Raw genomic sequence first — 19,320 nt, forward strand, 5'->3', positions numbered from 1 at the left:
GGGCCGGCGCCGCCGCAGGGGCTGCCGCCGGGCGTGGGGGTGCAGGTGCCGCCGCCCGAGCCGCCACCGCCACCGCCGAGGTCGATGCCGCCGCCCGTGCCGGGGGCGCAGCTTTGCACGGTGGGGTCGCATTTGCTGGAGCCGCCGCCCAGGTTGGGGGCGGCAGTCGCCAGGGTGGGCGTGGCCTGGGCCAGCAGTGCAGCGAGGCACAGCAGGGCGCTGTGCAGCAACTGAATGAGGTACGTCCTAGTGAGCATCATGCTTTCCCCTCGCAACTGGGGCATTCGGCCCCTTTGCAATCCTTGTCGTTTCCATCGCCATCGCCTTCATTGCCTCCATCTCCATCTCCGTCACCGTCACCGTCTTCTTCACCCTCATCGCCCGGCCCCGGCGGCCCGACCGTGGTGCAGCCCACGGTTTCGCAATCGGGCGGTTCACCGGGTTCCGATGTATCGGGCTGGCCTGGGTCCTGCGGATTGCCCTTGTTGCCTGTGTCGGGGATGGATACCGTGGCATCGCTTTCCATAGCGTCGCTTTGCATGTGCAAGGTGGCCTGCGCGACGATGGGCAGCCGTCCGTGCCGTATGAGTTCGGTGTGGAAGGGGTCGCTGCCGTCGTCCAGCCAGCGCAGGTAGTGCTGGTAGATGCCGCGCACCAGCGGGATCTTGAGTTCGTAGCCGTGGGTGACGCGGATCTTGAGCAGGTTGGCGTCCTGCACGCTCTGGCCTGACTTGTTGCCTATGTTTTTGTCCCGGTGTGCCAGGCCGGCGTTGGGAATGGCTCGCACGCCGTATTTCTGCTTCAGGTGTGGAGCGCTCCAGTCGTCGAAGCTCTCGCGCGTGGGGTTGATGAGGTCGATGCGCAGGTGGCCTTCAAGGTCGGCCTTGGCCTTTGTCTTGGCATCCGCCAGTTCGGTGCTGTTGCTGCCACCGCCATACAGCGGAACCATGGCGCGCAGATAGGCCTCGCGGATATCGTCCATGCGCGCATGGGCCATGGTGCCCGCGCGGGCGGCCATGAAGCTGGCGTGATTGATCTGGTTCTTGTTGAAGAAAACCAGGCCGTACTGCAGCAGGGCCAGCCCCAGCAGGGTGATGATGGGGCCGACCACGGTGAACTCGACCATGGCGCTGCCGCGCTGGCGCGGCCTGCGGTATGAGGTGCTCTGGCGCATGAGGATGCCTGCAGGTTTGCGGCCAGCGGACGGGCTTGTATCCACCCGCTGGCCATGCTTCAGGGCCTGTTTGGGTGTGGCAGGGGGATGTGGATGGGCACGTCCGGTCCGGCCTTGTCCTTGCGCATCAGCATCAATTGCATGGTGCCCTGGGGGCCAGCGCCGAGGATGTGGATGATCTCGGCGTGCTTGCCGGTGATTTCGCCTTCGAGGCCATCGAGGGTGTAGTCCTGCCGGGTGAGGGGTGTGTCGGGCCGGGGGGCATCTGCGCGGACGTCGCTCGCAGGGCCTTCCAGCACGACGTTGATGCGTTGGCTGCGCGAGTCAGGGACCAACTGCGAGTTCACAAACGTCAGTTCGGGCACCTCCATCACCGTGCGCCTCCGGCTGACGGGATCCATGTGGTCGATCTTCACGCCAGTGAGCTTGCCCGTGGCGGTATTGAATTCCGCCTCGTAGTTGACGCCGGTGTCCAGTATGTCGGTGGTGTACGGGTCCAGCCGTTGTGCCGTGCCGGCCAGCGTGCTGACACTGCCGATATAGGTCACGGTCGGCTCGCTCGGCGCCTGGCTCTGGTCGGTGAGCAGTCTGATGGCGGAAATCCAGATGGTGTTTTCGCTGCGCATGTTGGGCATGCGGCCGACCATGCTGAGGTTCTGGCCTTCCGAGAAGGTGGTGCCCCAGATGCCTTCCTCATGCTGGTCCGGTGGTCCTACGAGGAAGATGACGCCTGCATCGCCGCTGATGTTCTTGTAGTGGCTCTGGCCCGCCTCCGGGTAGTGCGTGACCTGCGGGTACTGCCTGCCCTGCACGATGAAGGTGTTGCGCCCGACCTGGAAGTCGCGCCTTGCCATGCCGTAGGAGCTGTAGATGAAACTGCTTTCGATGGCCTGGCCCGGCTGCTGGCTATAGGTGAGTGTGGTGTTGTGGATCACACCCATGCCGCTGAAATCGATCAGCGGCGTTTGTTTGTCGGGGTCGATGATGAGTTTGATCAGGTCAGACTCCTCAATGGCCGATGAGGTGGGTTGCAGACAGTTGCCCGTGCTGCTGAGTTTGGTGCACAGCGGGCCTGAGGGGGCGATGAAGACGCCGGAACTGGTGGTGCCTCCGGGGCCTGGGTCTCCCGTGCCGCCTTCGTTGCCGGAGCCGCCACCGCAGGCGGTCAGGGCCAGGCCAGCGGCGCAGGCCAGCAGCCAGGATGCTGGGTATGTCAGCCGCGTGTGCGTGGCACCGTGGTCTGTGGGAGAGGTGATGGATGGATGGTGCATGTCCGTCGGTTTTTTCAATGCGTAGTGGAGGAAGGCCGGCAGGGCCGGCTGGCAATTCACTTTGGTGTGTTCTGGGCAATGCGTTGTGTGGGCACCTCCTCGGCGTTGCATTAGGAGTTGGACCCGTCAGGGGTGAAGGCGCAGACGTTCAGCGCAGCCCCGGCACCTTCGATGGGCCAGGGCTGCAACTGCATGCCCGGCACCAGGCCCTGGCAGGCGATGGCACCTGCACGCATCTCCAGCACATGCCTGCTGCCGCGTTCGCCCCGGCTGAAGCGCCAGGGGACAACGCCAGGGCGCAGGCCGGTGATGCGGCCCTGCCGGTCGAGGTAGACGATGTCGATGGCCTGCCGCATGAAGCAGGTGTGCACGCTGGTGCAGCGCGCGATGAGCAATGCGCAGCGGGCGGCGGGTTGGGCCTGGCCCATGAGGCCGGCAAGGCGCTGCCAGAAGCCGCAGGCCTGGCGCACCAGGAAGGGGGAGGGCGGCATCTGCATCACAGTCCCGAGTTCAGCAGCTTCATCGCTATGGGGAACAGCAAGACGATGAAGGTGCAGGGAAAGATGAAGGCGATCAGTGGAAAGAGCATCTTCACGGGCGCTTCCATCGCGAGTTTTTCCGCGCGCATGAAGCGTTCGGAGCGGCGCTGATCGGCCTGCGCCCGCAGCACGGGGCCGAGGTTCATGCCCATGCTCTCTGCCTGGATCACGGCGGAGGTGAAGTTGGCGACGCTCGGTTCGTTCAGGCGCTCGGCCATGCCGCGCAGGGCTTCGGCACGCGCCTTGCCGGCGCGTATGTCGCGCAGCACGCGCTGGAATTCGTCGCGCACCAGTCCCTGGGGGCCTTTGGCCACGGCCTGGGTCATGGCGCCCTGCATGTTCAGGCCGGCTTCCACGCACAGCGTGATGATGTCCAGGAAGAAGGGCAGCATGCGCAGCAGTTCGCGCCGGCGCACGGCGATGCGATCCCTGAGCCAGATGGCGGGGTAGGTCCAGCCCAGCAGTGCGCCTGCGGCCATGGCCTGCAGATAGATGGGCAGGGCGATGTGGCGTGTACCGCCATCGGCGCCCCGGGGCAGGCCGTCGAAGCTGGAGACCAGCCACCAGGCCGCCAGCGCGGCCACCCCGGCGCCGACGATGCGGCTGGCGATGAACTGCGCAGGACTGAGCGCATAGTCCAGTCCCGCCTGTCGCAACCGCAATTGCACGGCTTGCGCGGTTCTGCCCGTTCCGAGCCGGGGCGACAGGTGGTGGCTGATCCACTGGATGGGCCACCAGACCATGCGCAGGGCCAGTGGCGGCGGATCCTTGTAGCTGCGGTCCTCGGCGGGAACGCTGCTCATCGAGTGGCCCAGGAGCCAGGCCACCAGGGCAGCACTGAGTCCGGCTGCCACAGCGATCAGGGCGAGTATCACGGTGTTGGAGTCCATGGTGCGGCCTTCAGACGTCGATGGCGACGATCTTTCGGATGACATAGATGCCCATGGCCTCGAAGCAGGCGATCACGGCCAGCGCCCCCCAGCCCACGCGGGAGTGCCAGAGCATGGACATGGCTTCAGGCTCCATCCGGTCGAGGATGAGCATGAGGACCAGTGGCAGGGCGCCGACGACCCAGGCCTGCAGCTTTCCCTGGGCGGTGAGGGAGCCGATCTTGGCTTCCATTTGCAGCCGGCTGCGCACGGTGGAGGCGGTGCGCTCCATGGTTTCCGCCAGGCCGCCACCGGTTTCGCTGGCGATGCGCATGGCCGATGTGATGAGCACCGTGCTTTGGGTGGGCACGCGCAGGCTCAGGTGGTTGAGCGCCTGTTCCAGGGATACGCCCAGGCGCTGCTCGCGCAGCATCAGCGAGAACTCCTGGCTCAGTGGCGGGCGGGACTCGGCCACAAGCTGGGCGATGGCGCTGCTCAGGCCCAGGCCAGCGCGCAGGCCCCCGCTGAGCATCATCAGCGCATCGGGCAACTGCTCTTCAAACTTGCGCAGCCGGCGCTTGCGCATGTGCCGGTACAGCAGCCGGGGCAGCAGCCCCAGCGCGAAGAAGGCGGGCACCGCCAGCAGATGGCTGCCGCTGACCAGCCACACCAGGACGCCGCCCAGCGACATGACTGCCAGATTGGCCAGGAAGAGTTTGCGCGGGTCGATGAAGAGGAAGAATTCCGCGGCCTGAAAGCCGGCGCGCTCCGTGAAGCCGGCCCGGTAGCGCCTGAGCGTGGAGCCTCCCAGGTCCAAGGCCAGCCATGTCAGCAGACCGACGCAGAGGGCGACCACGGCCGTGATCAGGGCCAGGACGGTGTCTGGCGAGAGCCCGCTCATGGCCGCTCTCCGGCATGCAGGTCCGCGCTCTCGGAGCCCGGACGGAAGATATCCAGGTCCAGCGCATGGCCGCTGGCGCGCAGTTCGTCGTAGAAGTGGGGAACGACATCGCAGCCGGTGAACAGGCCCTGCACCTTGGCCAGGCCGTTGGCCTGGGCGGCATAGCCTTTGTTGGCAAAGCGGAACAGCTCCTGCAGCTGGATCTTTCCGCTTTCCATGCCGCTGACTTCGCAGATGTGGGTGACCAGGCGTGTGCCGCAGGCAAAGCGGGTCTGCTGCACGATGATGTCCACGGCGCTGGCGATCTGCTCGCGTATGGCCGCCAAGGGCAGTTCCATGCCGGCCATCAGCACCATGGTCTCCAGCCGGGCGAGCCCGTCTCGCGGGGTGTTGGCGTGCAGCGTGGTCAGAGATCCCTCATGGCCCGTGTTCATGGCCTGGAGCATGTCCAGCGCCTCGGCGCCGCGGCATTCGCCGACCACGATGCGGTCCGGGCGCATGCGCAGGGTGTTGCGCACCAGTTCTCGGATGGGCACGCCGCCCTTGCCTTCGACATTCGCGGGGCGCGACTCCAGGCTGATCAGGTGCTCGTGGGCCAGCTTGAGTTCGGCGGCGTCCTCGACGGTGATTACGCGTTCGCCGGACGGGATGAAGTTGGACAGGATGTTGAGCAGCGTGGTCTTGCCAGACCCCGTGCCGCCCGAGACGATGATGTTCTTGCGGGCCTCCACGCAGATGCGCAGGAAGTCGGCCATGGCCGGGCTGAGCGCGCCGAACTGCACAAGGTCGGCGGCATTGAGCTTGCGCCTGGCGAACTTGCGGATGGTCAGCGTGGAGCCCTTGAGCGCCAGCGGCGCGATGATGGCGTTGACGCGCGAGCCGTCCTTGAGCCGTGCATCGACCATGGGCGAGGATTCGTCGATGCGCCGGCCCAGCGGTGCCACGATGCGCTCGATCACGCCCATGACGGCGCGATCGCTGGTGAAGCTCAGGGCATGCTTTTGCAGGCGCCCCGCGCGCTCGACATAGATTTCGTCGAAGCGGTTGACCATGATTTCGCTGACCGTTTCGTCGGCCAGCAATTCCTCCAGCGGCCCCAGCCCCACGGCCTCGTCCAGAACCTGCCTGCGCAGCGCGTTGCGGTCCAGCTGGGCCGGTATCTCGTCGTCCATGTCCTGCAGCGTTCTGGCGATGAGCCGGTCCGCCTCGGCGCGCAGGTGTTCGTCGGACATGCTGGAGACGTCATGGCGGCGCAGGTCCATGGTGTCGATGAGCTTGGTGTGCAGGCGCTTGCGCCATTCGAATTGCAGCGCCTGAAAGTGGGCTTCCCCGGGCTCGGCTGCCGCAGGCTCGGGCGCGTCGGCAGGCACTGCCAGCGCCGTGTCCTGTGTGCTCTGCATGGGCGCTGTGGTGGCGGCATGCGCTGCGGCCGGTACAGGAAAAGGCGCGGCTTGCGGCTCTTCACCGCTGTTCAGGATGCGCAACTGGAACGGGCCAATGCCGATGAGGTCGCCGTTTTGCAGAGGGCCGTATTGGGCGGTGATGCGCTGACCGTTGACCAGCACGCCGCCGAAGCTGCCTGCGTCGTCGATCAGCACGCCCGAGGGGCTGGTGAAAAGGCGTGCATGCTCCTTGGCAAGGCGCCAGTTGTCCAGGCGGACTTCGCACTGGGAGCCTTTGCCGATGGAGCACATATCGGGCACGCTCAACGGCTGGCGCCGGCCGTCGGGGTGGATGATTTCAAGGTCGATCATGGGGGGCTGCCGGTTGCGGAGGTCAGGGGAGAAAGCCACTGGGTCTCGGCCCAGCCCAGCCGGTCATTGATGCGCACGGCCGAGAACTGGGCCTGCGGGGCCTGGGGCAGCACTTGCAGCAGGCTGCCTGCAGGCAGGCTTTGGAGGACTGGGGCGTTGATGTCGGGGGACACGCGCCTGAGGGGAGACAAAGGCGATTGCTCTGAGTCCAGGGTGAGCTGCTACGGCTTCAGCGGCGCAAGATCGACCTGTACAGGTCGGTTTCGACGTCCGGTCTTGCCATCGCCCAACTGACCGGAGTAGTTCAGACCCCAGGCCCATAGGCGACCTTGCTCATCGAGCGCCAAAGTGTGGTAGCTGCCTGCTGCAAACGCAACGACCTTGCTGCCATCCAACGGTGCAAGGTCCACCTGCACGGGCCGGTTTCGAGCTACGGTCGTGCCATCCCCCAACGTACCGTCGTGGTTATAACCCCAGGCCCATAGACGACCTCGCTCATCGAGCGCCAAAGTGTGGAAGGTGCCTGCTGCAAGCGCCACGACCTTGCTGCCGTCCAGCGGTGCAAGGTCCACCTGCACGGGCCGGTTTCGATCTATGGTCGTGCCATCGCCCAACTGACCGTAGGAGTTCTCACCCCAGGCCCATAGACGGCCTTGCTCATCGCGCGCTAGGGTGTGGGAGCCGCCTGCAGCAACTTCCACGACTTTGCTGCCATCCAGCGGCGCAAGGTCCACCTGCACGGGCCGGTTTCGATAGGCGTTCGTGCCATCGCCCAGTTGGCCGTAGGAGTTCAGACCCCAGACCCATAGACGGCCTTGCTCATCGTTCGCCACAATATGGTCGGCGCCTGCTGCAAGCACCACTACCTTGCTGCCGTCCAGTGGTGCAAGGCCCACCTGCACGGGCCGGTTTCGATCTATGGTCGTGCCATCGCCCAATTGACCACCGGAGTTCCAGCCCCAAGCCCATAGACGGCCTTGCTCATCGAGCGCTAGAGTGAAGTTGTCGCCTGCAGCAACTGCCACGACCTCGTTGCCATCTAGCGGTGCAAGGTCCACCTGCACCGGTCGGTTTCGATCGATGCTCGTGCCATCGCCCAACTGACCGGCGTAGTTCCTACCCCAGGCCCATAGACGGCTTCGGTTATCGAGCGCCAGAGTGTGGTTGCTGCGTGTAGCAAGCGCCACGACCTTGCTGCCGTCCAGCGGTGCGATGTCCATCTGCACGGGCCGGTTTCGCTCAGTGCTCGTGCCATCGCCCAACTGACCGAGGTTGTTCCCACCCCAGACCCATAGCACACCTTCACCATTCAGGATCAAAGAATGCGTTTCCCCCGCTACCAGCCTGCTGCCCTGGCCTGCGTCACCACAGAAAAGCGACTTTTCGCCCAGCAAGCGCGATGCAAACCCCGACAGTGGGTCCACGGCCCACAGTTGTACGGCACCATGGCGCGCCCAGGCATTGCCCAATTTCGCCCAGGCAGGGTCGGGCGTTTCGCACTGCACATCCACCGAAACCTCCAGACCGTCTATTGCCGCCAAGCTTTGCTTCAAGGCACCGGCACTGCCTGCGCTAAAGAAAGCCGAAGCGTCGCGTGGCGGTCGAATCGTCAGCATGAACTGGCCCTTGCCCCTTTGGTGCGCCACCTGGTACGCCTGCCGAAAGCCTCTGCCGGGGTAATCCGGGAGGCTGGCTCTTGCGCCCATGGACGACAGCACATACATCGGTAGATCCACACCGGGGGTCACCAGCTTGTCGGCCATGGCGTTCAGATCTGCGGTATTGGCGTAGTAATGCTTGATCAGTTCGATGGAGCCGGACAGGCCCACATCGTGGATGCAGGCTTCGCGGTAGTAGCCCTTCAAGCCCGCGCAAGCAATTTCGCCCGATGTGCGTTGCTTGTCGCTCAACACCACGGCCTTCTCTGGGAAGCTTGGCTGGGCCATGCAGCCGCTGCCAAACAAGCACTCCTGCGGCTTGACCAGCCAGTCGCCGCCAAACAGCGCATACAGCGCCGTCCAGCTCAAGGTGCTGCCATGCGCCAGCACCTCGCCATTGCGGCGGATAAGGTCGTTGCCGGGGCTGCCGTCGTTGTTGCCCAGCATGCCCCGGGCCGCGCCCTGCGCCGCCGCCGGCCGGATGATCTGAACCTCTATCAGCGAAAAGCTGTCTGCCTTGGCTGTGCCTTGTTCAAAATACGGCGTCGATAGCTTGACCGCATATTCCGCAAACGGGCCATTCTGCGGCCACAGCACCGTGACGGCGCGGGGCACCCAATAGGCACCGCCGCCACGTCCGGCAAAATCATCAAAATAGACCAGTCCGCCAGACGGCAGGTTTTGCACCCGTGTGCGGCGCAATCCGTTCCAAAAGCCGTCGTCGCTCAGGCTTGCCAACAGCTGCCCATTGACATGCAGCTCCAGCGTGTTGACATATCCGGCCCACTCCATTCCCGCTGGAGCGAACGGAACTGCCCGCACTTCCACCACATCATTGCCCACCTGCATGGCTGCCGCCTGCGGCCATGAAACGTCGTAGCCAAGCAAAAAACGGGACTGTACTTCAAACCCATGCACTGGCTCTTCATCGGCATCGTGCACGCGCGCCAGGATGTAGTCGCCGCTGGCCACATAGTCGTAGGCAAGGCCGTCGGCCGTCACCAAATGGGGCGAGGCCCAGGTGCGGTCGCAGTCCTTGCTGCCCGGCTCGCAGTTGCATACCAAGGTGTTCGGCTGCTCATCCGCCACCTTGCCGCCTACCGATAGCTGTATCTTGCCTTGGGTTACGCCGCGCGCGGTGCATGCCGCGCTGGCGCTAAAGCTTTGGCGGCCGCCACCGGGCAGCGTGAGCACGGCTGGCGCCGGCCGCAGCGGCGAGCCGGCCAGGCTTGCATTGACGCTTGCCGGTCCCTGGGTGCCAGCTGTGCCCGTGGCGCTGGCCGTATCGCCCACATAGGCCGATGCCATCACCGGCGACACCCAGGTGGCCTTGCAGAAATCAGCATTCCTTTCGGCCTTGCCGCAAAACAGGCCGCCCTTGCAGGCCACCAGCGGCGTGCTGATGGTGCCGCCCCGGGTATCGCATTCGTCCAGTTCGTAGGTGATGTTGCCGGTGGGGTCGTTGTATACCGAGCTGTTCTGCAGGCTGGCATAGCCCGCAGTGCTGCCGGCAAAAATGGATTTCAGCACCGACGGCAGCGTCAGTTCTTTGAATGACACCGAGCCTGTGCCGTCGCCTGCATCCTTTACCTCCTGGATGGCATAGTTAGCCTCTACTTTGCTATCGATGAGCTTGAGGGAAACGCCTGCGCCCACCTCGGCCTTCAGCCCCAGGAAGCTCAAAAAATCCACAAAACCTGATGATGCCAGCACGCTGACCTCGGGCTTGAGGCTGAACGATGCATTCGACGCATCGCTCCACTGCTTGACCGCCGCCGCATTGCGGTTGTCCACCGCCGTGCCCATGCCCAGTTCGGCCTTGGCCTCCAGGCTCACCACCTGAAAGGTGCCGCCAAAGAGGGAGAAAGGCTCAAGTTTGAGCGCCACGCCCACGCCCACACCGCTGCCCAGACCTACGTCCAGCCCCCAGGGCGCGCCGTCCAGTCCCTTGCCGCTGGCGGCGTCACCGCCGCTCATCTGCACTTGGGGCGATGCCATGCCGCCGCGATAGCTCACTTGGCCCGTTTGGCTGAAAAACACCGCCACCCCGGTGTCGGACTTGGGCGTCAGCCCGATCTTGGCCTCGCCATAGGGGCCGGCTTCGAGCTTAATCCCCACCAGCGACGCCAGACGCGCCAGTGGCAGCCCCGTGGATAGCGAGGAGACAATATCTGTTGCGCCATCGATCTTGGCCGAGCATTCCACCTTGGTACCGTTGGCCGCGACGGTGTATTCGATGCCCACGTCAACCTGCGGCGAAATCTGCAATATGGGGGTGAACGTCAGGCTCATGCTGCCGCTGGCATTGCAGCTGGGGGCCACGCTGATCTTGGCTTGCGCCAGTACATTGCCGTCCTGCCAGGCCTCTCGGGCCTTGATGCCGCTGCGCTCCTCGGGGCCAAAGTATTCCAGTTCGGGTTCGCTCATGTCCCCTGGGGCCTGCTGCGACGGCCCCTGGCGGTAGGTGACAAACTCGGGCATGACCCCTTCCCTCACCAGCGGGTCCCCCGGCAGCAGTTCATAGGTGGCGGCCAGGTCAAAGTCCAGAATGGCCAGTTGCTGTCCGCCACTGCCCTCCACCACGCGCAGCACCCTGCCGCCGTAGGGGTAGCTGCCTCCTTCGGGGTGCGGAATGCGTGCATCCACCAGCTGGCCTTCGGCCAGGCCGGCGCCCGCCACTACCAGCGGCTTGAGCAGGACTGCGCCCGGCAGCGCGGCATAGGCTTGGCGCAGGTGCTCGGCAATCTCGGGCATGCTGAAGGCGCTGCCTGGACTGGGCTGTATGCCTTCGCTGAAACGGGCCGGGTAGAGGATGCGGCCCACCTCGATCGGCCGTACGCCCGCACGCCTGGGCCATACCTCAACCACCAACGGCACGCTCCAGCGCTCGGCAATGGCGTTTTGCCCCTTGTCGCCCAGGTCGGGACGAATGCCGATGAGCAGGCGCCCCTTTTGCATGCCGGCTGGCACGCCGATACGCAAGCGGCCGGGGTTGGCGTCGTCCCAGCGCAGGTAGTCTTTGTGGGTATGCGCGGGCACGTAGTCAACTGTGCCGCTGCTTTGTTGCACACGCAGCTCAAAGCGCAGCCGCGCCTGATCGGCCTTGCGCAACGGGCCCAGGCTTTGGCCTGCCGGGTCGATTCTGGCAAGCTCGACCGCATAGCTGCCGCCCGGCTCGGCCACGATAAAACTGGTGCTGATCTGCGTTTTGTGCCAGCGGGGTTCGGGATCGACGGCCGCCAGTACCAGGCTGTGATTTCGCCGCAGGCGCTGACTGCGCGCGGCGCTGCCGGGGGTTTTGTCGGTCTTGAAGGATTGTTCGAGTTGCTCGGGCGTGCTGGGGGGCAGGCGCGAGTCTCCGTCGGCCAGCGCTTGGGCGCGGTCGGCAAAATCGTCAGGACCTTGCGGGTTATCGATAAAGCCACCGCTGCCACCACCGCCGCCGCCTCCTCCGGTGCCACCGCCGCCACCACCACTAGTGGTGTGTGTCACCTCCACGGCGCAACTCGCCTCGTTCTGCAGCCGCAGGCCTGGCTTGCAGATGGTCGTGGTGATGCTGTATTCGTTGGCACTGTCATCGCCCAGGCCAATGCTTCTCAGCACCACGGGATGGCCTGTTTTGTTGCGTACCAGCACGCTGTTATTCTGACCTGGCTGTATCTGCAGCATTGCGGGGCTGCGGCGCAGATCGAGCGTTTGCTGCGGAAGCTGCGCGCGCACCGTATCCATGCCCAACAACCCGGCAGCCACCGCCAAGGCGGCCATGCACGGCAAGGCGCCTGAACCGCGCAGCTTGCCCATGCGGGCCAGAACCAGTGCCAGCAGCATCACGCCCAAGGCTAAAAACAGGTGCGACGGCCCCAGAGGCACGGCCACCGGGGCGGGGCCAAAGGTGACGATGACCTGGGGTGGCAAGACCTGCGCCAGGGCCGAGCCGGGCGCGCTGACCGCCAGCGCAGCCACTGTCCCGGACAAGGCGGGGCTCCAGGCCGGGCGGGGGGTGGCGTGGGCAGCATTCATGGAAGTACCTTTCTTGAAACTCGTGACCATTCGCGGTCAGCCACCACCGTCAACTGCCGGGATTGGCCCAGGCACCGGCGTGCCTGCAAGATCGCGTTTTGCAAGTACATGGGCGCATCCAGCAGGTTCTGGGCCTGCTGCATGGTCTGTTTGTTGATCTCTACGGCTGAGACGGTTGCCTGGACCAGCGGCGGCGCCATTTCGGCCATTGGCTGGATGCACTGGCCCGCATGCTGTACGGTGGCGTTGCACATGAGTGCATACACGAGGCCATAGCGGGAAGCCGCGCCAATCGCAGAAAACGTGGAAAAGGGAAAACGCAATTCAGGCCGAAGCGGGCACCAGGGCGTTGGTTGGCGGTTCTTCCGAATTGCGCATGCGCAGGGAATCAGCCGTGCCCAGGCACAGGGCCTTGGCGTCAGCGCACTGCGTCAAGGCGCTGAATGAAAGCGATGCATGGATGGTCTCTCCCTCAAGGTTGGCGGTGGACTGCCGCTTTGGCGCTGCGCGCCAGGACAGTTCTGCGTGGGGCATTGGCAGGAAAAAGGCACCTGCCTATGCCTGACTTTCAGGCGGCGATTCATTGCTGCCTGAAGTCATTTCTTGTGCCGCCAAGCCTATGAACTTTTTTCTCGCTTGTCTCTAAGACAACTCCTGACGATGTTTCTGAATGCATCGACGGAGATTTTTGCTGCCATTTCAATAGCAAGCTATTTAGTGAATTCCGTGTTTTCGACGATCCATCCGTGGCAGATAAATCGAGGCGAAATAGGCTCAAATAGGGTGATCTGAAAAGTCAATCTGAATCGATGCAGGACGATTCCTGTTTTTCAGAATTCAGGTGCGGGCCGCCGACAGGAGCCTGGGCGCGGGGCTCGATGGGCAGGAGTGCGGGCATGCCGCTGCGGCGTCGGCATGCCGGTGAAAAGCTTGAAATGACGGCCGGCCTGAGGATGGCCGGCCGCCTCTTTTACTGCCGTGCAGAGCGCACGTTGGCCGGCAGCGCGCCAGGATGGCTGGTGCGGAATGGGTTGATGTCCAGGCCGCCACGGCGCGTGTAGCGTGCGTACACCGAGAGCTTGATGGGGCGGCAGCGGGTCCAGATGTCCATGAAGATGCGTTCCACGCATTGCTCATGGAATTCGTTGTGGTTGCGGAAGCTCACCAGGTATTGCAGCAGGCCTTCCTGGTCGATCTGCGCGCCGCTGTAGCGGATCTGCACGCTGCCCCAGTCGGGCTGGCCTGTGACCAGGCAGTTGCTCTTGAGCAGGTGGCTGACGAGGGTCTCGGTGACGGGCGCTTCCTCGTGGTTGGCGTGCAGCAGCTCTGGGGCGGGCTGGTACTGCGTGCATTCCACGTCCAGGCGGTCCAGCAGCAGGCCGTCCAGTTCCTGCACCATTTCCTGGTCGAAGCGGTCCAGGCCGATGATCTTCACGCCGATGCTGCCCTTTTGCTCGCTGCCTCGCCATAGCGCTTCGGCCAGGTCGGTGCGAAGGCGTGCCTGGACTTCGGCAGCGTCGGACAGGCGGGTGTTGTTGAAGCTGTTGAGGTAGAGCTTGAACGACTTGCTTTCGATGAGATTGGGGGTCTCGCAGGGGATCGTGAAATGCACGAGAGCCACCTGCGGCTTGCCGCGCAGGTTGAGCCAGGACAGTTCGAACGCCGTCCACAGGTCGGCGCCGAAGAAGGGCATCTGGCTTCCCTGAATGCCGATTTCCTCGCGCTTGGGCGCGCGGGGCAGGGGGAACAGCAGCGAGGGGGCGTACTGGTCGATGTAGGCAGAGCTTTTGCCCAGCTGGGATTGTTCGGGAGTGTTCATGGAAAAAGGGCCGGCCGTGCCGGCGCTGGTCAGGCCTGGACGGTCCGCGCGGAGCGCGTGGACCCAGGCTTTGAAGCTAACTGAATTTCCATGCCCGCAGGCATGGGCGGCCATATAAGGTCAATAAGGGTGGGTACGCCCGGGTTCGCTGGCTCTTCAGTGGAATTCGCGCTCGCGCAGCCATTTGGTGGCGATCCATTTTTCGCCGGCCAGCACGGGCGCGCCGCCGTGCAGGGTGCGCGTGGAGGGGTCGGGGCGTTCGTAGCTGAAGAAGACGGCGTTGCCCCGGCGCGGAACCACTTGCAGTGGCACTTCGGGAAAGATGGTGGCGCCGCCGCGCTCGGGCTCGTTCAGGTAGATGACCAGGGTGCCCACGCGCTGGCCGCCGCGCTTGAGGATGGTAGGCGTGCCGGGTTCGCCGGGCGCGAAGTAGTCGTGGTGGGGCTTGTACTCGGCGCCCGGGCCGTAGTGCAGCACCTGCAGGCCTTCGCCGTGGTCCAGCGGCCAGCGCAGCAGGCGGGCGATGCGTTCTTCCAGCTGGCGGACGATGCCGGTTTCCCCGCGCTGGAAGAACATGCCGTTGCTGGTGCGGTCGTCATTGATCTCTTCACCGCCGCTTTGCGTGGCCACGGTGAGCGAGCGCGCCATGCGCGGACGCGCGGCGGCGATGATGGCGTCGCACTCCTCATGCGAGAGCAGGTTGCCGAAGACCACGATGCGCGGGTTGCGCATGCTGACCAGTACCTGGACCTTGCGGTCGCCGACATCGATGCTGGTGGGGTCCTGGGAGAGGTCCGGCTCGGGCAGCGAGGAGGCCGAGACGACGACGGCCGGTGGCGCCGCTTCGCCTTGGTGGGGCAGGTCCAACGCCCGCCGGGCCAGTTCTTCGCTCCAGCCCACGTCGCGCATGGAGCGCAGCAGGGCCGCAGGCCCTATGCCGGATGCGCGCTGGTCGCGTACCCATTGCATGAGTTCAGGCGTGAGACCCGCCGGCAGGTCCTGCGCGGTGCTCGGGGAATCTGGTGAGGATTTGAGGCTCATGGCGTGCAGTGCGGCCCTTGCCGCAGTGAATGGACTCCAAAGGCATCGAGGCCGGGGCCGGCCGGTGGCCGGCGAGGCTCAGTCAGCGGTCTTGCGGCGGAACACCAGGCGCGCAGGCGTCGAGGAAGCTGGCGCCAGTGCGTAGCCTTCCAGATCGAAGGCTTCGAGTTCAGCCGCGCTGCGAGCGCGTTGCTGTATGGCAAATCGTGCCATCAGCCCGCGCGCGCGTTTGGCATGGAAGCTGATGATCTTGTAGGCGCCGTTCTTGTAATCCTCGAACGCGCATTCCACCACCGGGGGCTTGAGGTGCTTCAAGTCTACCGATTTGAAGTATTCCTGCGAAGCCAGGTTGACGACGACGCGCTCGCCCGCCGGCTGCCGGGCCGCGCGCTGGTTCAGGTACTCGGCAATGCGGCTGCCCCAGAACTGGTAGAGGTTGCTGCCATGCGCGGTCTCCAGCCGGGTGCCCATTTCCAGGCGGTAGGGCTGCATGCGGTCCAGCGGACGCAGCACGCCGTACAGGCCGCTGAGGATGGCGATGTGCTGCTGCGCCCAGTCCAGGTCTTCGGCGTCCAGGCTGCGCGCCTGCAGGCCTTCATAGACATCACCGTTGAAGGCCAGCAGCGCCTGGCGGGCATTTGTGGCCGTGAAGCGAGGGCTGAAGGCCTCGTAGCGCGCCACGTTGAGCGCAGCCAGCTTGTCGCTGATGCCCATGAGTTCCGACAGTTGCTGCGGCGATTGGCGGCGCAGCACTTCGATCAGCTCCAGCGGCTGTTCGGAGAAGACGGGAAGCGTGTGTGGCAGCTTCGGCGGCAGCGGTGTGTCGTAGTCCAGCGATTTGGCGGGGGAGAGCAGCAACAGCATGGCGGGACGCAAGCTCCAGGATAGAGAGGGAGAAAAGACAGATGGACGGGGGTGGCGGCAGAAACAAACAGGGGCCGCGAGGGCCCCTGTGTCGTCACTGTCTGTGGTCAGACATGGGCCACGCCCTGCGGTTGCTGCTCGAATGGCAGCTGCAGGTCGCTCAGGTCCTTGCGTGTTTCCACGAGGATCAGAGGACCGTCATCCAGCACGACCATGGGCGGGCGCTCGCGCACGACGCGCTCGGGCTGCGGTTCGGCCGCGATGGCTGCCTGCGCAGCGGCCACCTTGTCGGCATCGGAGCCCACCCATTGCAGGCCCGAGGCGGCGGCCAGCGCCTGCAGCTCGGACACGGGCAACTGGTAGGCCTGGACCTTGGGCAGGCCGCGTTCTGCGGTTGCCTCAGCGGCCTTGGCTGCAGCGGGCTCGGCTGCGGCAGAAGCAGCAGAAGCGGCAGGTGCAGCAGGTGCTGGCACGTCTGCCGTCACGGCAGGGGCCGCCACAGGGGCCGGTGCGACCGGCGCGAAGGCCGCGCTCTGCTGCTCGGGCACCGCGACGGGTTGCTGCACTTCCACAACTGCCGCAGGCTGTGCGGCCACTGGGGCTTCGGGGGCCTGGACTTCGGCAGCAGAGTTGGCGGCGTTGAAGTAGCTGCGACGGGCTGGCTGCTGGTCCTGCTCGGGCACGGAGGCCTCGAAGGACTGCACGGCTTCGCCTTCGGCTTCACGCGGTGCGCGCTCTGCACGGTCACCGCGATCGCCACGCTCGCGGCGGTCACGGCCGTAGCGGTCGCGCGAACGACGCTGGCGCGGCTGCTCTTCGCCGGAGGCGGGAGCAGCGTTGTCCAGGGACTGGTCCTGCTGCTGGCCCTGGTTGTCCAGCTTTTCTTCGGACTCGGGCGCGACTTCGAACTGACGGGGCTGGCGCTCGCTGCGTTCACCGCGTTCGGCGCGATCTCCACGCTCGCCTCGTTCACCGCGCTCGCGGCGGCCTTCGCCGCGTTCCTGGCGGTCGCCACGCGGCGCGCGCTCGGGGCGCTGCTCGAGGGTGCTGCCATCTGCCGCCAGGGCTGCGGAGGCGTTCACGGCCTCCAGCGGCTGGCGGTTTTCGCCGTCGCGGCTGCGCTCGCCTCGGCCGCGGCGTTCGCCGCGGTCGGTGCGTTCACCGCGCTCGCCACGATCCGGGCGCTCACCACGTTCACCGCGTTCCGTGCGCTCGCCACGCTCGGCATTGCGGCGGTTGCGATCACCACCGCCAGCCTGGCGCTCGGCGTTGGGGGCGCCGGCGCGCTCACCGCTGCGCTCGGTGCGTTCACCACCACGCTCGCCATTGCGTTCGTTGCGGCGGCCACGGCTGTCGTTGCGGCCGTCACGGCGACCTTCGCGTGCGGGGGCTTCGGCAGCCGGCACGGGCGCTGCGACCGGCGCAGGTGCCGCGCCAAAGCCGAACAGGCTCTTGAGCCAGGCAAAGAAGCCTTGTTCGCGGACCACGACGGGGGCGGCGGCCGGTGCGGGCGCTGCCGCCGTGGCTGCAGGCTTGGCGTCGCGCTGCTGGCCGTTGGCCGGGCGGTTGCGGCTGCCTTCGGGACGAGGCTCGGCAATGGGAGCCGGCATGTCCGGCAGCACACCCTTGATCATGGGTGTCTGCTTGTTGGTGGGCTCCTGCGAGCGGCGTGTCACCGTGGTTTCGGTGTCCAGCTCTTCGGCCAGCTTGTAGCTGGCTTCCATGCTTTCCAGGCGCGCATCGTCGTGCTTGAGGCGCTCGAGCTTGTAGTGCGGCGTGTCCATGGACTTGTTGGGGACCATGATCACGTTGACGCGCTGCTTGAGTTCGATCTTGGTGATCTCGCCGCGCTTTTCGTTGAGCAGGAAGCTGGCCACTTCCACGGGCACCTGGCAGTGCACGGCGGCCGTGTTGTCCTTCATGGACTCTTCCTGGATGATGCGCAGGATCTGCAGCGCAGAGCTTTCCGTGTCGCGGATATGGCCGGAGCCGCCGCAGCGCGGGCAGTTGATGTGCGCGCCTTCGGACAGGGCGGGCTTGAGGCGCTGGCGGCTCATTTCCATGAGGCCGAACTTGCTGATGGTGCCGAACTGCACGCGCGCACGGTCCTGGCGCAGCGCGTCGCGCAGGCGATTCTCGACTTCGCGGCGGTTCTTGCTCTCCTCCATGTCGATGAAGTCGATGACGATCAGGCCGCCCAGGTCGCGCAGGCGCATCTGGCGCGCGACTTCGTCGGCGGCTTCCAGATTGGTGCGGGTGGCGGTTTCCTCGATGTCGCCGCCCTTGATGGCGCGGGCCGAGTTCACGTCGATGGAGACCAGGGCCTCGGTGTGATCGATGACGATGGCGCCGCCCGACGGCAGGGTCACGGTGCGCGCGTAGGCCGATTCGATCTGGTGCTCGATCTGGAAACGGCTGAACAGGGGGGCATCGTCGCGGTAGCGTTTGACGCGGGCGGCATGCTCGGGCATGACGTGCTGCATGAACTGCTGCGCCTGCTCGTAGATGTCGTCGGTGTCGATGAGGATGTCGCCGATGTCGCCGTTGAAGTAGTCGCGGATGGCGCGGATCACCAGGCTCGATTCCTGGTAGATCAGGAAGGCGCCCTTGGCCGACTTGGCTGCGCCGTCGATGGCGTTCCACAGCTTGAGCAGGTAGTTCAGGTCCCACTGCAGCTCGGGCGCGGTGCGGCCGATGCCGGCGGTGCGCGCAATGATGGACATGCCCTTGGGGTACTCGAGCTGGTCCATCGCCTCCTTGAGTTCGGCACGGTCCTCGCCCTCGATGCGGCGCGAGACGCCACCGCCGCGCGGGTTGTTGGGCATCAGCACCACATAGCGGCCGGCCAGCGAGATGAAGGTGGTCAGGGCCGCGCCCTTGTTGCCGCGCTCTTCCTTCTCGACCTGGACGATCAGTTCCTGGCCTTCACGGATGACTTCGTTGATGCGGGCCTGGCTGGGCGAGACGCCTTCGGCGAAATACTGCTTGGAGATTTCCTTGAAGGGCAGGAAGCCGTGGCGGTCCTCGCCGTAGTCGACGAAGCAGGCCTCAAGGCTGGGCTCCACGCGCGTGACCACGGCCTTGTAGATGTTGCCCTTGCGCTGCTCGCGTCCTTCGATCTCGATCTCGTAGTCGAGGAGCTTTTGTCCATCGACGATGGCAAGGCGCCGCTCTTCCGACTGCGTGGCGTTGATGAGCATCCGTTTCATGATGCGTTTCCTTTATTCGTTTTCTCTGGGGCGCGCCGGGGTGCAGCCTCTGCTGCCAGACCGTCACGCCTTTGACTTGTAATCAAAGACAGGCTCGCGAGGGAGCCGAGATGCCGGACTGACGCATTGAAACGAAAGGAATCGCCGAATGCCTTGCTTCTTGAGACCTGGCTCAAGTCAGCAATGGGGGCAAGGGCAGGG

13 protein-coding genes and 1 pseudogene are annotated in these 19,320 nt (G+C 65.3%); all 14 read right to left on the minus strand.

Annotation, left to right across the window (positions count from 1 at the left end):
* Positions 1-257 (minus strand): annotated as a pseudogene (locus PO605_RS11525) (hypothetical protein); the annotation flags it as partial.
* Positions 257-1,174 (minus strand): TadE/TadG family type IV pilus assembly protein, encoded by a 918-nt coding sequence (locus PO605_RS11530; protein ID WP_047473665.1) that lies wholly within the window; start codon positions 1,172-1,174, stop codon positions 257-259. The pseudogene PO605_RS11525 and the gene PO605_RS11530, both read right to left, overlap by 1 nt.
* Before the next feature lie 59 nt (positions 1,175-1,233).
* A complete protein-coding gene (locus tag PO605_RS11535) occupies positions 1,234-2,445 on the minus strand; it encodes a hypothetical protein (RefSeq protein ID WP_052195846.1) in 1,212 nt (403 codons plus the stop codon).
* Between the two features lie 110 nt (positions 2,446-2,555).
* Positions 2,556-2,936, minus strand: coding sequence for a DUF192 domain-containing protein (locus PO605_RS11540; protein WP_272206513.1), 381 nt, complete (start codon positions 2,934-2,936; stop codon positions 2,556-2,558).
* A gap of 5 nt (positions 2,937-2,941) precedes the next feature.
* On the minus strand, positions 2,942-3,874 hold the full coding sequence (locus PO605_RS11545; protein WP_047473667.1) for a type II secretion system F family protein: 933 nt from the start codon (positions 3,872-3,874) through the stop codon (positions 2,942-2,944).
* A 10-nt stretch (positions 3,875-3,884) separates the two neighbouring features.
* The gene (locus PO605_RS11550; RefSeq protein ID WP_047473668.1) at positions 3,885-4,754 is read right to left on the minus strand and encodes a type II secretion system F family protein; all 870 of its coding nucleotides are present in this window, start codon (positions 4,752-4,754) and stop codon (positions 3,885-3,887) included.
* Positions 4,751-6,508, minus strand: a complete 1,758-nt coding sequence (locus PO605_RS11555) for an ATPase, T2SS/T4P/T4SS family (RefSeq protein ID WP_047473669.1) — start codon at positions 6,506-6,508, stop codon at positions 4,751-4,753. The genes PO605_RS11550 and PO605_RS11555 overlap by 4 nt, the downstream gene beginning before the upstream one ends.
* Positions 6,505-6,699: a hypothetical protein gene (locus PO605_RS11560; protein WP_272206514.1), complete on the minus strand. Its 195-nt coding sequence runs from the start codon at positions 6,697-6,699 to the stop codon at positions 6,505-6,507. The genes PO605_RS11555 and PO605_RS11560 overlap by 4 nt, the downstream gene beginning before the upstream one ends.
* A gap of 30 nt (positions 6,700-6,729) precedes the next feature.
* On the minus strand, positions 6,730-12,186 hold the full coding sequence (locus PO605_RS11565) for an RCC1 domain-containing protein (protein ID WP_272206515.1): 5,457 nt from the start codon (positions 12,184-12,186) through the stop codon (positions 6,730-6,732).
* Positions 12,183-12,440 carry a hypothetical protein gene (locus tag PO605_RS11570; RefSeq protein WP_047469956.1) on the minus strand — a complete coding sequence of 86 codons (258 nt, stop codon included), beginning with the start codon at positions 12,438-12,440 and terminating at the stop codon, positions 12,183-12,185. Before PO605_RS11570 ends, PO605_RS11565 begins: the two co-directional genes overlap by 4 nt.
* A 716-nt stretch (positions 12,441-13,156) precedes the next feature.
* Positions 13,157-14,005, minus strand: a complete 849-nt coding sequence (queF, locus tag PO605_RS11575) for an NADPH-dependent 7-cyano-7-deazaguanine reductase QueF (RefSeq protein WP_043791423.1) — start codon at positions 14,003-14,005, stop codon at positions 13,157-13,159.
* Between the two features lie 156 nt (positions 14,006-14,161).
* The gene (locus PO605_RS11580; protein WP_016447807.1) at positions 14,162-15,046 is read right to left on the minus strand and encodes a 2OG-Fe(II) oxygenase; all 885 of its coding nucleotides are present in this window, start codon (positions 15,044-15,046) and stop codon (positions 14,162-14,164) included.
* 78 nt (positions 15,047-15,124) lie between these two features.
* A complete protein-coding gene (gene yaaA / locus PO605_RS11585) occupies positions 15,125-15,910 on the minus strand; it encodes a peroxide stress protein YaaA (RefSeq protein WP_016447806.1) in 786 nt (261 codons plus the stop codon).
* A gap of 107 nt (positions 15,911-16,017) precedes the next feature.
* Positions 16,018-19,119 carry an Rne/Rng family ribonuclease gene (locus PO605_RS11590; protein WP_272206516.1) on the minus strand — a complete coding sequence of 1,034 codons (3,102 nt, stop codon included), beginning with the start codon at positions 19,117-19,119 and terminating at the stop codon, positions 16,018-16,020.
* Between the last annotated feature and the right edge of the window lie 201 nt (positions 19,120-19,320).

Origin of the sequence: Delftia sp. DT-2, assembly GCF_028401915.1 — a bacterium.
Classification (GTDB): Bacteria; Pseudomonadota; Gammaproteobacteria; order Burkholderiales; family Burkholderiaceae_C; genus Comamonas; species Comamonas tsuruhatensis.

Excerpts from the sequence above, each read along its gene's own strand:
- PO605_RS11540 (WP_272206513.1), bottom strand. The coding sequence starts at position 2,936 with ATGCCGCCCTCCCCCTTCCTGGTGCGCCAGGCCTGCGGCTTCTGGCAG.
- queF (WP_043791423.1), bottom strand. The coding sequence starts at position 14,005 with ATGAACACTCCCGAACAATCCCAGCTGGGCAAAAGCTCTGCCTACATC.
- yaaA (WP_016447806.1), bottom strand. The coding sequence starts at position 15,910 with ATGCTGTTGCTGCTCTCCCCCGCCAAATCGCTGGACTACGACACACCG.
- PO605_RS11565 (WP_272206515.1), bottom strand. The coding sequence starts at position 12,186 with ATGAATGCTGCCCACGCCACCCCCCGCCCGGCCTGGAGCCCCGCCTTG.
- PO605_RS11550 (WP_047473668.1), bottom strand. The coding sequence starts at position 4,754 with ATGAGCGGGCTCTCGCCAGACACCGTCCTGGCCCTGATCACGGCCGTG.
- PO605_RS11545 (WP_047473667.1), bottom strand. The coding sequence starts at position 3,874 with ATGGACTCCAACACCGTGATACTCGCCCTGATCGCTGTGGCAGCCGGA.
- PO605_RS11570 (WP_047469956.1), bottom strand. The coding sequence starts at position 12,440 with ATGTGCAACGCCACCGTACAGCATGCGGGCCAGTGCATCCAGCCAATG.
- PO605_RS11535 (WP_052195846.1), bottom strand. The coding sequence starts at position 2,445 with ATGCACCATCCATCCATCACCTCTCCCACAGACCACGGTGCCACGCAC.
- PO605_RS11590 (WP_272206516.1), bottom strand. The coding sequence starts at position 19,119 with ATGAAACGGATGCTCATCAACGCCACGCAGTCGGAAGAGCGGCGCCTT.
- PO605_RS11530 (WP_047473665.1), bottom strand. The coding sequence starts at position 1,174 with ATGCGCCAGAGCACCTCATACCGCAGGCCGCGCCAGCGCGGCAGCGCC.
- PO605_RS11580 (WP_016447807.1), bottom strand. The coding sequence starts at position 15,046 with ATGAGCCTCAAATCCTCACCAGATTCCCCGAGCACCGCGCAGGACCTG.
- PO605_RS11555 (WP_047473669.1), bottom strand. The coding sequence starts at position 6,508 with ATGATCGACCTTGAAATCATCCACCCCGACGGCCGGCGCCAGCCGTTG.